The 13,631-nt window shown below is 69.3% G+C and carries 8 protein-coding genes; 3 read left to right on the forward strand and 5 right to left on the reverse strand.

The window, feature by feature from the left end; genetic code table 11:
• The first annotated feature begins 25 nt into the window (after positions 1-25).
• Together ACSQ2H_RS00940 and ACSQ2H_RS00945 are read left to right on the forward strand one after the other, a co-directional pair.
• Complete coding sequence (locus ACSQ2H_RS00940; RefSeq protein ID WP_436059609.1) at positions 26-2,314, forward strand: NADP-dependent malic enzyme; 2,289 nt, start codon at positions 26-28, stop codon at positions 2,312-2,314.
• 95 nt (positions 2,315-2,409) lie between these two features.
• Positions 2,410-3,708, forward strand: coding sequence for an Hsp70 family protein (locus ACSQ2H_RS00945; protein WP_436059610.1), 1,299 nt, complete (start codon positions 2,410-2,412; stop codon positions 3,706-3,708).
• Between the two features lie 153 nt (positions 3,709-3,861).
• On the opposite strand, the gene ACSQ2H_RS00950 is transcribed toward ACSQ2H_RS00945, so the two are convergent.
• The 5 genes from ACSQ2H_RS00950 to acs form a co-directional block, all read right to left on the reverse strand.
• On the reverse strand, positions 3,862-6,663 hold the full coding sequence (locus ACSQ2H_RS00950) for a M16 family metallopeptidase (protein WP_436059611.1): 2,802 nt from the start codon (positions 6,661-6,663) through the stop codon (positions 3,862-3,864).
• A gap of 216 nt (positions 6,664-6,879) precedes the next feature.
• Positions 6,880-7,863 (reverse strand): NADP-dependent oxidoreductase, encoded by a 984-nt coding sequence (locus tag ACSQ2H_RS00955; protein WP_436059612.1) that lies wholly within the window; start codon positions 7,861-7,863, stop codon positions 6,880-6,882.
• A 106-nt stretch (positions 7,864-7,969) separates the two neighbouring features.
• Complete coding sequence (locus ACSQ2H_RS00960; RefSeq protein WP_436059613.1) at positions 7,970-8,953, reverse strand: small ribosomal subunit Rsm22 family protein; 984 nt, start codon at positions 8,951-8,953, stop codon at positions 7,970-7,972.
• A 173-nt stretch (positions 8,954-9,126) separates the two neighbouring features.
• On the reverse strand, positions 9,127-9,690 hold the full coding sequence (locus ACSQ2H_RS00965; protein ID WP_436059614.1) for an SRPBCC family protein: 564 nt from the start codon (positions 9,688-9,690) through the stop codon (positions 9,127-9,129).
• 45 nt (positions 9,691-9,735) lie between these two features.
• Positions 9,736-11,619, reverse strand: coding sequence for an acetate--CoA ligase (acs, locus tag ACSQ2H_RS00970; protein WP_436063527.1), 1,884 nt, complete (start codon positions 11,617-11,619; stop codon positions 9,736-9,738).
• A 326-nt stretch (positions 11,620-11,945) separates the two neighbouring features.
• Here acs and ACSQ2H_RS00975 point away from each other — a divergent pair, with 326 nt between their 5' ends.
• A complete protein-coding gene (locus tag ACSQ2H_RS00975; RefSeq protein WP_436059615.1) occupies positions 11,946-13,523 on the forward strand; it encodes a M20/M25/M40 family metallo-hydrolase in 1,578 nt (525 codons plus the stop codon).
• Positions 13,524-13,631 lie beyond the last annotated feature (108 nt).

Consider the following 13,631-nt stretch of genomic DNA (forward strand, 5'->3'; position numbering starts at 1 on the left):
GGGGCCAAGAGGAAACGCCGCGCCTATGAGCGACGCCGAGAAACGCACCTTCACCGACGAGGAAGCGCTGAGCTTCCACAAGCACCCGACCCCCGGGAAGATCGCCATTGCGCCGACCAAGCCGATGGCCACCCAGCGGGACCTGTCGCTTGCCTATTCGCCGGGCGTGGCCGTACCGGTGCTCAAGATCGCGGAAGATCCCGAGACCGCCTACGACTACACCTCCAAGGGCAACCTGGTGGCGGTGATTTCGAACGGCACCGCGATCCTCGGGCTCGGCAACCTCGGGGCCCTGGCCTCGAAGCCGGTGATGGAGGGCAAGAGCGTCCTCTTCAAGCGCTTCGCCGACGTCGACTCCATCGACATCGAAGTCAGCGCCACCGATCCCGACGAGATCATCACGGTGGTCAAGAACATCGGCGTGACCTTCGGCGGCATCAATCTCGAGGACATCAAGGCCCCCGAGTGCTTCCGCATCGAGACCGAGCTGCAGGAGCTGCTCGACATCCCGGTGTTCCACGACGACCAGCACGGCACCGCGATCATCTCGGCCGCCGGCCTGATCAACGCCTGCGCCATCACCGGCCGCGACATCTCGAAGATCAAGGTGGTGCTGAACGGCGCCGGGGCGGCGGGCATCGCCACCCTCGACCTGATCAAGGCCATGGGCGTGTCGCCGGAAAACGCGATCGCCTGCGACTCCAAGGGCGTGATCTATCGCGGCCGACCCAACGACATGAACCAGTGGAAGAGCGCGCACGCCACCGAGACCGACGCGCGCACGCTCAGCGAGGCGCTGGTCGGCGCCGACGTGTTCATCGGCCTGTCGGTCAAGGGCGCGCTGACCGCCGACATGATCAAGGCGATGGCTCCCAAGCCGATCATCTTCGCCATGGCCAACCCCGATCCGGAGATCACCCCGGAAGAGGTCTACGCGGTCCGCTCCGACGCCATCGTCGCCACCGGCCGCTCGGACTATCCCAACCAGGTCAACAACGTCCTGGGCTTCCCCTACATCTTCCGCGGCGCGATGGACGTGCGCGCCCGCCGCGTGAACATGGAAATGAAGATCGCCTGCGCCCGGGCGCTGGCCGAACTGGCTCGCGAGGACGTGCCGGACGAGGTCGCCGCCGCCTATCACGGCACCCAGCTGAAGTTCGGGCCGCAGTACATCATCCCGACCCCGTTCGATCCGCGGCTGCTGTCCTACATCCCGCCGTTCGTCGCCCAGGCGGCGATGGACACTGGCGTGGCGCGCAAGCCGATCGAAGACATGGACGCCTACCGGGACTCGCTGGCCCAGCGCCTCGACCCGACCGCGGCCTTCCTGCAGAAGCTGCAGGGCGCGGTGCTGAAGGCCCCGAACAAGCGCATCGTCTTCGCCGAAGGCGAGGAGCCGACGGTGATCCGCGCGGCGCACGCGTTCGAAGCCGCAGGCCTGGGTCACGCGATCCTGGTCGGCCGCGACGAGCTGGTGAAGGAGAACATGATCGAGGTCGGGCTGGACCCGGCCGAGACCAAGCTCGAGATCATCAACGCCCGCGTCTCGCGCCATAACCCCGAGTTCGTGGACTTCCTCTACGAGCGGCTGTCGCGCCAGGGCTACCTGAAGCGCGACGTGCAGCGCCTGATCAACCAGGACCGCAACTCGTTCGCCGCCTCGATGGTGGCGCTGGGCTATGCCGACGGCATGGTCACCGGCGTGACCCGGTCCTACGACCAGGTGCTGGAAGAGGTGCTGCGGGTGATCGACCCGGCTCCGGACGGGCGGATCATGGGCATGAGCGTGGTGCTGGCCAAGGGCCACACCCTGTTCATCGCCGACACCAACGTCACCGAGATGCCGGAGGCCGAGGAGCTGGTGGAGATCGCCTGCGAGGCGGCCCGCACGGTCAAGTCGCTGGGCTATGTGCCGCGCGTGGCATTCATGTCCTACTCGACCTTCGGCAACCCGATGGGCGTGCGCTCCGAGAAGGTGCGCGACGCGGTGTCGATCCTCGACATGATGGACGTCGACTTCGAGTACGAAGGCGAAATGCCGCCGGAGCTGGCGCTCGACCCCAGCAAGCGGGTCAACTATCCGTTCATGCGCCTGACCGGCCCGGCCAACGTGCTGATCATGCCGGCCATCCACTCGGCGGCGATCTCGACCCAGCTGGTGCAGTCGCTCGGCGGCGCCACGGTGATCGGGCCGCTGCTGCTGGGCCTGTCGAAGTCGGTGCAGATCGCCCCGCTCTCGGCCTCGGTCTCCCGCGTTCTGCAGATGGCGACCCTGGCCGCCTACGAGCAGGACGCCATCGAGGCGCAAGCGTGAGCCTCGCGCTCAACAGCCTGAACTAACCAGCCGTCCGCTCCTCGGGGTGCGGGCGGCTTGGCCGTCCCACCCCGAACCAACAAGGAGCGCGACCCATGACCGGTCTCAGCATCGGCATCGATTTCGGCACGACCAACACGGTCGTCGCGCTCGCAGGGGCCGACGGGCCGGCGCATCTGGTCAAGTTCCCTGCGCCGGAAAGGGAAATCTTCGCCTTCCGTTCGGCGCTGTCGTTCTACGCCCCGCCGGACCTGCCCAACGACCGCGAGGTCGAGGCCGGGCCGTGGGCCATCGAGGCCTATGTGGAAGACCCGCTGGAGACGCGGTTCATCCAGTCGTTCAAGAGCTTCGCGGCCTCGGAGAGCTTCACCGAGACCCAGATCATCGGCCGCCGCTACCAGTTCGAGGACCTGCTCTCGGCCTTCCTGCTGAAGCTGCGCGAGCACGCCGGCGAGGACCTGGCCGAGCTGCCCAAGCGGGTGATCGTCGGGCGGCCGGTCACCTTCGCCGGCGGCGCGCCGAACGAGGAGCTGGCGCTGGCCCGCTACGAGACCGCGTTCCGGCGGCTCGGGTTCGAGGAGATCCTCTATTCCTACGAGCCGGTCGGGGCGGCGTTCTTCTTCGCCCGCGAACTGCAGCAGGACGCCACCGTGCTGGTCGGCGACTTTGGCGGCGGCACCAGCGACTTCTCGATCATCCGCTTCAGCCGCGAGAACGGCGAGATCCGCTCGACGCCGCTGGGCCGGGCCGGGGTCGGGGTGGCGGGCGACGCCTTCGACTACCGGATCATCGACAATCTGGTCTCGCCGGAGCTGGGCAAGGGCTCGAGCTACAAGTCGTTCGGCAAGATCCTGCCGGTGCCGAACCGCTACTATTCGACCTTCGCGCGCTGGGACCAGCTGGCGCTGATGCGGGCCAGCCGCGACATGCGCGAGATCCGAAAGCTGGTCCGCGAGGCGGTCGAGCCCGAGAAGATCGAGCGGCTGGTTGAGGTGCTGGACGAGAACTACGGCTACCGGCTCTACCGCTCGGTGTCGGCGCTGAAGGAGGCGCTGTCGTCGCAGCAGACCGCGCAGTTCCAGTTCGCGGCCGGCAGCATCGACATCAGCCGCCCGGTCGAACGGGCCGAGTTCGAGGACTGGATCGCGCCGGAACTGCACCTGATCGAGGACGCGGTCGACCGGGCGATGGGCGACGCGGGTCTTAACGCGGGGAGCATCGACCGGGTGTTCCTGACCGGCGGCTCGTCGCTAGTGCCGGCGGTGCGCGACATCTTCTACCGGCGGTTCGACGCGGCGAAGATCGAGAGCGGTTCGGAACTGGAGTCGATCGCCTCGGGCCTGGCGCTGATGGGCCGCGAGCGCGACCTGACGAAGTGGGCGCGCGGGGCTTAGGGTTTCACTCAGATCCTCCCCCTCTTGGGGGAGGTGGCTCGGCGCACAGCGCCGAGACGGAGGGGGACTGCTCTCAATGCAGGAGAGTCAAAGTCCCCCTCAGTCAGCCTGTCGGCCGACAGCTCCCCCAGAGGGGGAGCATCTGCAGTCGCATCACTTCCGCAAGCTCACCGCATCGAGGTCGATGTCCTTGGCCGGGACCAGCTCCAGGTTCGGGCGGCGCTGCTTGAGGCCGGTCTCGAAGGCCTTGGCGTCGCCGGCGACGATGACGCTGACGGTGTCGGGGGCGAGGTTCCTGGCGGCGAAGGTCTGGACCTCGCCGGCCGAGACCGCCTCGACCTTGCCGGTGTAGTCGGCGACTTCGCTGAGCGGCAGGTCGTAGAGCGCGAGGTTTCCGAGGATGCCGGCCAGGCCGTCGGTGGTGGCCAGTTCACGGCCGAAGCCGCCGACCAGCACCGACTTGCGGGCCTTGAGTTCGTCGGCGCTGGTGGGCGCGTCGGCCAGGCGCTTGAGCTCGCCCAGCATCAGGTCGAGCACCTGCGGGGCGGATTCGTTCTTGGTCTGGGCGCTGGCGCGGAACAGGCCGGTGGTGCGCATGGCCGAGAGCCGCGAATTGGCGCCGTAGGATAGGCCGCGCTTGATGCGGATCTCCTGGTTGAGGCGGGCCGAATAGCCGCCGCCGAGCACCGAGTTGGCGACCACGCCCGGATAGTAGGCCGGATCGCCGCGCGAGATCGCGGCCTTGGCGACGGTGACCGCCGCCTGGCCGGTGCCCGGCAGGTCGATGGCGACCGCGCGGGGCGCGGCCTTGGGGGCGACGTCGGCCCGGGCGGGCGCGGGGCCGGCCGGCGCCTTCCAGTCGCCGAACGCGCCTTCGGCCAGCTTGAAGCCCTGCTCGGGGGTGATGTCGCCGGTCAGCACCAGGATGGCGTTGTCGGGCCGGAAGTACTGGCCGTGCAGCTTGGCGAGGTCCTCGGTCTTGAGCTTGGCCAGCGAGGCCGGGGTGCCCGAGGCGACGTGGCCGAAGCTGGTGCCCGAGAAGATCACCGGCGAAGCGGCGAAACCGGCCAACTGGCCCGGCGACTGGTAGGCGACCGAGAGGCCGTCGAGCGCCTGGACGCGCTGGCGCTCCAGCTCCTCGGCCGCGAAGGCCGGGTTCTTCGCCACGTCGGCCATGATCGCCATGGCGGCGGGCAGCTTTTCGGGCATCACGTTGAGGCTGACGGACGAGGACTCCTGGCCGCCGCCGGACGACAGCACCGCGCCCAGCGCCTCGGTTTGGCTGGCGATCTCCTGGGCGCCGCGGGTCTTGGTGCCCTCGGTCAGCATGCCGGCGGTCATGCCCATAGCCCCGGCCAAGCCTTGCGGATCGGCCCAGGCGCCGGCGCGCACGGTCAGCGCGGCCGAGACCAGCGGCAGGTCGGAGGACTTGGCGACGATGACCCGCAGGCCGTTGGCCAGGGTCTTTTCGGCCGGCTTGGGCAGCACCGGTTCGACCGGCGCGGCGACGGGCGGCGGGGCCTGGCGCTGGCCTTCCGGGGCGAGGGCGACGATCGGGCCCGTGTACTTGGCCGAGGCGACGACCGGCGGCTTGGGCGAGGCGTCCTTCTCGCCGGCCGGGCGGGCGCTCTCGGGCTGGTAGAGGATGGTCATGCGGCCGGCGTCGGTCAGGTACTTCTGCGCCACGCGCTGCACGTCGGCGGCGGTCACGGCCTGGAGCTCGGCGAGCTCACGGTTGGCCAGGGCGGCGTCGCCGGCGGTGCGCAGGGCGTAGCCGAGCGCGTAGGCGCGGCCGTCGATGGTCTCGCGCTCGCGCAGCTTGCCGGCGATCAGCTCGTTCTTGGCCTCGGCCAGTTCGGCCTCAGTGGGCGGGGCGTCGCGCAGCTTGGCGACCTCGGCGAGCAGCGCCTTCTGGCCGTCCTCGATCGACTTGCCGCCCGAGAGGATGGCGCCCAGCATCACCAGGCCGGGCTGCTGGGGCAGGGAGGCGTCGGAGAACACCTCGGTGGCGACCTGCTGCTCGTAGACCAGGCTGTTGTAGAGCCGCGAGGACTTGCCGCTGGAGAGGATGGCGTCGAGCACGCTGAGCGCGGGGGCGTCGGGGCTGGCGGCGTCGGGCGCATGCCAGGTCATCAGGATCGCCGGCAGCGGCACGTTGGGGCCGTAGCCCTTGAAGAGGCCGGGCGCGGTGCGCGGCGGCTCCACCGCGGTGACGCGCTGGATCGGCGCGGCGGGGGTCTTCAGGGCGCCGAAGTACTTGTCGACCCAGGCGTCCAGCTCGGCCTGGTCGAAGTTGCCGACCACGATCAGGGCGGCGTTGTCGGGGCGGTAGTAGGCGGCGTGGAAGGCGCGCACGTCGTCGATGGTGGCGGCGTCCAGCTCCTCGATCGAACCGATGCCGGGGCGCTTGTAGGGGTGGGTCTGGTAGCTGGCCTGCGGCAGGTAGAGATAGAACAGCCGGCCATAGGGCTGGCTCAGCACCGACTGGCGCAGCTCCTCCTTCACGACGTCGCGCTCGGACTTGAAGGTCGCCTCGTCGACCACCAGCGAGCCGAGGCGCTGGGCCTCGACCCACAGCAGGCGCTGCAGGTGATTGGCCGGCACGACCTCGTAGTAGTTGGTGAAGTCGTCGTAGGTGGAGGCGTTGTTGAAGCCGCCGACGTCCTCGGTCATGCGGTCGATGGTCTCCGACGGCATGTCGCGCGTGGCCTTGAACATCATGTGTTCGAAGAGGTGCGCGAAGCCGGAGCGGCCGACCGGATCGTCCTTGGAGCCGACGCCGTACCAGACCTGGACGGTGACGTTCGGCGTGGTGCGGTCGACCGAGGAGAACACCTTCATGCCGTTGGCAAGCGTGCGCTCCTTGTAGGCGATGGGCGGAACGGCGTCGGCCGCATATGCGGGAAGGGCGAGGCCCAGGCAGAGGGTGAACGCAAGGGCGGCGTGACGAAGCATACGGACTTCCCGATTGGCGAGCGCCGACCCTAGCACCCGCCTCGAGGTTGGGAAGCTTACGGGATTGTCATGTCAGGCCCGGTTGCTCCCCCGCTGGGGGAGCTGTCAGCCAGTATGGCTGACTGAGGGGGACTTTGACCGAACTGAGAGAAGTCCCCCTCCGTCTCGGCGCGTTGCGCCGATCCACCTCCCCCAGTGGGGGAGGATCTTGGGCGTCTACTCCGCCAGCTTGACCAGCATCTTGCCGGAGTTCTTGCCTTCCATCAGGCCGATGAGCGCGCTGGGGGCGTTGGCGATGCCGTCGAGGATGGTCTCCTGGTACTTGACCTTGCCCTCCTTCAGCCAGCCGGCCATGTCGCGCTGGAAGTCGCCATAGAGGTGCATGAAGTCGGTGCCGACGAAGCCGCGCAGCATCACCCGGGCGTAGATGATGTTCGACAGGTTCGAGACGCTGGAGTGGCCGGAGTTGTAGCCGGAGATGAAGCCGCAGACCGGGATCCGGCCGAGGGTGTTGATGCGGCGCAGGGCGGCCTCGAGATGATCGCCGCCGACATTGTCGAAGTAGACGTCGATGCCCTTCGGCGTGGCCTCTTCGAGCGCCTTGCGGATCGGGGTTTCCTTGTAGTTGATCACCGCGTCGAGCCCGACCTCGTCCTTCAGCCAGGCGGCCTTGTCGGCCGCGCCGGTCGAGCCGACCACGTAGCAGCCCTTGATCTTGGCGATCTGGGCGGCGACCGAGCCGACCGCGCCGGCGGCGGTGGAGACGAACACCTGCTCGCCGTCCTTCAGCGCGCCGATGTGCAGCAGGCCGCCATAGGCGGTGAAGCCGGTCATGCCGAGCGCATGCATGTGGACGGTGAGCGACAGGTCGGGATCGGCGGCGAGCTTGGTCAGGCCCTTGCCGTCGGACGTGAAGAACTCCCGGAAGCCGTTGCGGTTGGAGACCAGGTCGCCGACCGCGAAGTCGGGATTCTTGGACTGCACGACGCGGCCCAGCGCGCCGCCCATCATCGCCACGTTCAGGTCCTGGCCGGCGGTCAGGCGCGGACGCATGGCCGGGTCGACCGACATGTAGAGGTTCTCGACCAGCACCTCGCCGTCGGCGGCGTCGGCGACTTGTGTCTCGATCAGCGCGAAGTCGCCCTGGGCGGGCATGCCGTTCGGGCGGGCGACGAGGTGGATCTCACGGCTTTTGGGCATATGGCCTCCCTGCGTTTTTGAAATGCGCCGGCCCTGAATGCGGATGGGCCGAAGGGAAGTTGTCGCCTGCCGAACGCCGTAAGGCCAGGGCCTTCAAACAAATGTTTCAGTCGGCGGGGAGCGCGTCGCCCCAGTCGAGCCGGCGGGCGACCGAGTAGGCTGGCTTGTCGCGCTTGGCGGCGAAGCGAAGCTCGGCGGTTCCCTGCGGCGTGCAGAGCTTGAGCTCGATCCCCGGCTTGCCGGCGCGCGGCGGGGCGAGCACGCGGGGCGTCGGCTGTTCGGCCGCGACGCCGGGGCGGGCGGCCAGCAGGTAGATGAACTTCTCGTCTTCGAACGGCGTCTCGGCCCCCTTGGCCAGGCGGTGGTCGCGCGAGCGCGCCAAGCGTTGGCTGAAGTGGCACCAGTCGGGGGCGGAAAGCGGGCACGGCGCCTGGTGCGGGCAGGGGGCGAGGATCGCCGCGCCGGCCTCGATCAGGGTCGCGCGGGCCGCGAGGATGCGCTGCCAGCCGGCGGGGGTGCCGGGCTCGACGATCGCCAGGACGCCGAGGGTCGAGGCCCACAGCGCGGCGATGGTGGCGGCCTGCTTGGCTTCCGGGATCTCGGCCAGGGCGTAGCTGGCGACCACAAGGTCGGCGCTGGGCCAGTCGCCCGGGGCGGTGAGGTCGGCGCGGAGGTGCTCGGCGGCCTGCAGCGGCGCCGGGGCGTCCGCGGCCAGGGTCGCGGCGATGTCGAGAAACGCGCGGTTGGAGTCGAGCAGGCTGGCGCGGGCGATCGCGGGCCAGGTCTCCAGCGCCGCCCACCCGGCTCCGCCGGGACCGGCGCCGGCGTCCAGCAGGCTGGCGGGGGCGAAGCCGGGGGCGCGGTCGGACAGTTCGGCGAACACACGGCCGCAGGCGGCGTAGGTCGCCGGCAGCCGGGTCAGCACATAGGCGGTGGCGTCGGCCTCAGAGGCGATCACCGCCGCCGAGCCGCCGCCGGCCCGGTAGCGGGCCGAGATCGCGCCTGCCCGCTGCGCCATGTCCTTGCGCGAGACGCCCTCCATCAGGCGGTCGGCGGCGAGGCGGAGCTGGGGCGGCAGGTCGAAGGACATGGGGGTGGATTAGCGCTCCGCCAGGGAAGCAAGAAGCCAAAAGATGCTCTCGTTCTGGGGGAGCTGTCAGCCGAGGCTGACTGAGGGGGGCTTTGACCGAAGCTGCTGGAGAGCAGTCCCCCTCCGTCTCGATGCTTCGCATCGATCCACCTCCCCCAGCGGGGAGGAATTGATCACTTCCGCGCCATCACCTCACGGCGGAGGGCGGCGAGGGCGTCGGGGATGTCGCGGCGCAGGGCCATGCGGGCGATGGGGGCGGGGATGGCGAACGGGGTCGAGGCGCGGCTCTCGTAGAGCACCCGGGTGCGGGCGCCGCCGTCGAGCGGGATCAGCCGCCACTCGCCGTTCAGGACCTGTAGCTGGCCGCCCTCGCGGTAGAAGCGGATGCGGTGCGGCGGGTCGTATTCGGACCGGAACACGCTGCGCACCGCGGGCAGGATCCCGGCGCGGCTGACATGCTCGCGAACGTCCCAGCGTCCGGCGGGGTCGCGCTCCAGGATGCGGCAACTCTTGAGGCGCTTGACCATGCGCGTCGCCAGGTCGCAGTCGACCACGACCTTCCAGACCGCCTCGGGCGGGGCGTCGATCTCGACGCTGCCGCGGATCTGCCCCGAAGCGCCGCCGGGATCGGCGACCACCTCGACGCGAATGCCGTCGCGGCTCGGGCCGGCGTCAGCCCAAGCCGGCCCAGGTCCGGCCAGGACCAAGGCGACGGCAAGGGCGGCAAGCGCCCGCATGGCGTTCCCTCACAGCGCAGCTTCTCCCCGTGAGGGGTTAACGCCTCAGGAGCCGTGACGGTTCTTGACCAGGTCGTCGACCACGGCCGGATCGGCCAGGGTGGTGGTGTCGCCGAGGTTGCCGAGGTCGTTCTCGGCGATCTTGCGCAGGATGCGGCGCATAATTTTGCCCGAGCGGGTCTTGGGCAGGCCCGGCGCGAACTGCACGACGTCCGGCGCGGCGAACGGACCGATCTCGCGGCGGACCCAGCCCTTGAGCTCGGCCTGCAGGATGTCAGTCGGCGCGACGTCGGCCTTCAGGGTCACGAAGCAGTAGACCCCCTGGCCCTTGACGTCGTGCGGATAGCCGACGACCGCGGCCTCGGCGACGTGCTCGTTGCCGACCAGGGCGCTCTCGATCTCGGCGGTGCCCAGGCGGTGGCCCGAGACGTTGATGACGTCGTCGACCCGGCCGGTGATCCAGTAGTAGCCGTCCTCGTCGCGGCGGCAGCCGTCGCCGGTGAAGTACTTTCCGGCATATGTCGAGAAGTAGGTGTCGAAGAAGCGCTGGTGGTCGCCGTAGACTGTGCGCATCTGGCCCGGCCAGCTATCGGTGATGCAGAGGTTGCCGGAGGTGGCGCCGTCGAGCACCGCGCCCTCGGCGTCGACCAGCTGGAATTTCACGCCCGGCAGCGGCTTGGCGCAGGAGCCGGGCTTGGCGGCGTGGGCCCCCGGCAGCGGCGAGGCCAGGCAGGCGCCGGTCTCGGTCTGCCAGTAGGTGTCGACGATCGGGCAGCGGCCCTCGCCGACCACGCGGTGATACCAGAGCCAAGCTTCCGGATTGATCGGCTCGCCGACCGTGCCCAGCAGGCGCAGCGACTTGCGCGAGGTCCGGGTCACCGGCTCGTCGCCGTCGCGCATCAGGGCGCGGATGGCGGTGGGGGCGGTGTAGAAGATCTCGACCTGGTGCTTGTCGATCACCTCCCAGAAGCGGGAGTTGGTCGGGTAGTTCGGCACGCCCTCGAACATCAGGCTGGTCGCGGCGTTGGCCAGCGGGCCGTAGACGACATAGCTGTGGCCGGTGACCCAGCCCACGTCGGCCGTGCACCAGAACACTTCGCCGGGGCGATAGTCGAACACCAGCTCGTGGGTGTGAGCCGCCCAGGTCAGGTAGCCGCCGGTGGTGTGCAGCACGCCCTTGGGTTTGCCGGTCGAGCCGGAGGTGTAGAGGATGAACAGCGGGTCTTCCGCATTCATCGGCTCGGGCTCGCAGGTGTCGGCGACGTCTTTCTTCAGATCGCCGAAATAGGCGTCGCGGCCGTCGGTCATCGGCACGTCGCCGCCGGTGCGGCGCACGACGATGACGTCCTTGACCTGCGGGCACGAGGCCAGCGCCTCGTCGACGTTACGCTTCAGCGGCACGGTCTTGCCGCCGCGCAGGCCCTCGTCGGCGGTGATGACGATGCGGCTGTCGCAGTCCTGGATGCGGCCGGCGATCGAGTCGGGCGAGAAGCCGCCGAAGATCACCGAGTGCACCGCGCCGATGCGGGCGCAGGCCAGCATGGCCACCGCGGCCTGCGGGATCATCGGCAGGTAGATGGTGACGCGGTCGCCCTTCTTGACGCCCTTGGCCTTGAGCACGTTGGCCATGCGGCAGGTTTCGGCCAGCAGCTCGCGATAGGTGAGGGTCGTGGTCTCGCCGCCGTCGCCTTCCCAGATGATCGCCTTCTGGTCGCCGCGCGTGGCGATGTGGCGGTCCAGGCAGTTGACCGAGACGTTCAGTTCGCCGTCGGCGTACCAGCGGATGCGGAAGTCGTCCTTGTTGAACGAGACGTCCTTTACCTGGGTGAACGGCTTGCTCCAGTCGAGCCGCCCGGCGACCTTGGTCCAGTAGCCGATCGGATCGGCCTCGACCTGCGCCACGGCGGCCTCGTAGCCGGCCGCGTCCATGTGCGTCCGCTCGGCCCAGGCCTTGGGAACCGGAAAGACTTCGCCTTCGCTCACGCCGCGCACTCCCTGTTTTCACGCTTTGCGGGGGAGTTATGCGGAGTGGGGCGGCGGGCGCAACCGCCCAGGGGGTGAAAGTCGGGATCTGGCGTCTTTCGGATGCTCCTTCGTGGCTAGTGTGGGAGCTGGCCTGTGCTGGGTCTCGCCCGCCGTGCGTCGATCCACCTCGCCGGGCGGGCCGGATCTTGTCGGTCGGCGACTTGCCGCAGGGGGCCGGATCGGCGAATGGTCGAGCCTTCCCCCCCAACAACCGGAGCGGCCCAAGACCGATGCGCCTTCCCCTTGCCCTTGTGATCGCCGCGCTCAGCGCGCTTCCCGCCGCGGCGGCCGACGCCGACGGCGCCCGCTGGTGGTCGCACGTCGAGACCCTGGCCGGGCCGCAGTTCGAGGGTCGCCTGACCGGGACGCCGGGCTACGACAAGGCGGCGGCCTATGCGGCGGGGCAGTTCCAGGCGTTCGGGCTGAAGCCGGCCGGGACCGACGGCTACCTGCAGCCGATGAAGTTCACCGTGCAGCGGGTGCTGACCGAGGGCTCCAGCGCCGCGCTGGTCGTGGACGGCCAGGAGCAGCCGCTGCGCATCGGCCCCGACCTGCTGCTGGGCGCGCGCATTCCCCAGCCCAAGGCCATCCAGGCGCCGCTGGTGTTCATCGGCTACGGCCTGCACCTGCCCGAGGTCGGCTATGACGACTTCGCCGGCCAGGACCTGAAGGGCAAGATCGCGGTCTATGTGAACGGCGGGCCGGGCGATATCTCGGCGGCGCTGAAGGCGCACTCGCGCGGCTCGGAGACCTGGCGCGCGGCCCGGGCGGCCGGCGCGGTCGGGCTGATCGCCCTGCCGACGCCCAAGTCGATGGACGTGCCGTGGACGCGGCAGATGGCCAGCGCCGGCCAGCCGGGCATGTATCCGGCCGACGAGGACCTGCGCGAACTGACCGGCGAGGCGTTCTCCGCCAGCTTTAATCCGGCCGAGGCCGAGAAGCTGTTCGCCAAGTCGGGCCATACCTTCGCCGAGGTGCTCGCCCTGGCCGACGCGGCCAAGCCGATCAAGGGCTTTGCGCTGAACATGGACCTGAAGGCGCAGGTCGCCACCGAGGTGGGGCAGGTCGCCTCGGCCAATGTGGTCGCCAAGCTGCCGGGATCGGATCCGAAGCTGAAGGCTGAGCACGTCGTCGTCACCGCCCACCTCGACCATCTGGGTCCGAACACTTCGGGGGTCGGGGCGCCCTACTTCGCCGGCGCGCTGGACAACGCCGCCGGGGTCGCCTCGGTGCTGGAGATCGCCCGCGACATGGCCGCGGCGAAGGTGAAGCCCAAGCGCTCGGTGCTGTTCGTGCTGGTCACCGGCGAAGAGAAGGGGCTGCTGGGCTCGAAGTATTTCGCCGGCAAGCCTAGCGTGCCGCCGGCCTCGGTGGTCGCCAACCTCAACATGGACATGGCGCTGCCGCTCTGGAAATTCGACTCGGTGCTGATCTACGGCATCGACGAGAGCACGATGGGCGACACCGCCAAGGCGGCGGCCAAGGCTGCGAACCTGGAGGTGGTCGCCGACCCCTATCCGGACCGCAACTCGTTCATCCGCTCGGACCAGTACAGCTTCATCCGCGCCGGCATCCCGGCGCTGTCGTTCAAGTTCGGCTTCAAGGCGGACACCGACCGCGCGGCGACCGAGAAGACCTGGCGGGCCGAGCGCTATCACGCCCTGGCCGACGACCTGGCCCAGCCGGTCGAGAAGGCTGAAGCTGTGAAATTCGACGCCTTCCTGGGACAGCTGATCACCGACATCGCCAACGCGCCGGCGACGCCGAAGTGGAAGGACGACAGCTTCTTCAAGCGGTTCGCGGGGTAGGTCCTGTTTAATTCCTCCCCCCTTGGGGGAGGTGGATCGAGGCACAGCATCGAGACGGGGGGACTGCTCTCCAGCAGCTGAGTCAAAGTCCCCCTCAGTCGGCCATGC

It is taken from the genome of Phenylobacterium sp. LjRoot97 (genome assembly GCF_964254345.1).
GTDB lineage: Bacteria > Pseudomonadota > Alphaproteobacteria > Caulobacterales > Caulobacteraceae > Phenylobacterium.

Coding starts and splice junctions, on each gene's coding strand:
- ACSQ2H_RS00940 (WP_436059609.1), top strand. CDS start 26: ATGAGCGACGCCGAGAAACGCACCTTCACCGACGAGGAAGCGCTGAGC.
- ACSQ2H_RS00945 (WP_436059610.1), top strand. CDS start 2,410: ATGACCGGTCTCAGCATCGGCATCGATTTCGGCACGACCAACACGGTC.
- ACSQ2H_RS00950 (WP_436059611.1), bottom strand. CDS start 6,663: ATGCTTCGTCACGCCGCCCTTGCGTTCACCCTCTGCCTGGGCCTCGCC.
- ACSQ2H_RS00955 (WP_436059612.1), bottom strand. CDS start 7,863: ATGCCCAAAAGCCGTGAGATCCACCTCGTCGCCCGCCCGAACGGCATG.
- ACSQ2H_RS00960 (WP_436059613.1), bottom strand. CDS start 8,953: ATGTCCTTCGACCTGCCGCCCCAGCTCCGCCTCGCCGCCGACCGCCTG.
- ACSQ2H_RS00965 (WP_436059614.1), bottom strand. CDS start 9,690: ATGCGGGCGCTTGCCGCCCTTGCCGTCGCCTTGGTCCTGGCCGGACCT.
- acs (WP_436063527.1), bottom strand. CDS start 11,619: ATGGACGCGGCCGGCTACGAGGCCGCCGTGGCGCAGGTCGAGGCCGAT.
- ACSQ2H_RS00975 (WP_436059615.1), top strand. CDS start 11,946: ATGCGCCTTCCCCTTGCCCTTGTGATCGCCGCGCTCAGCGCGCTTCCC.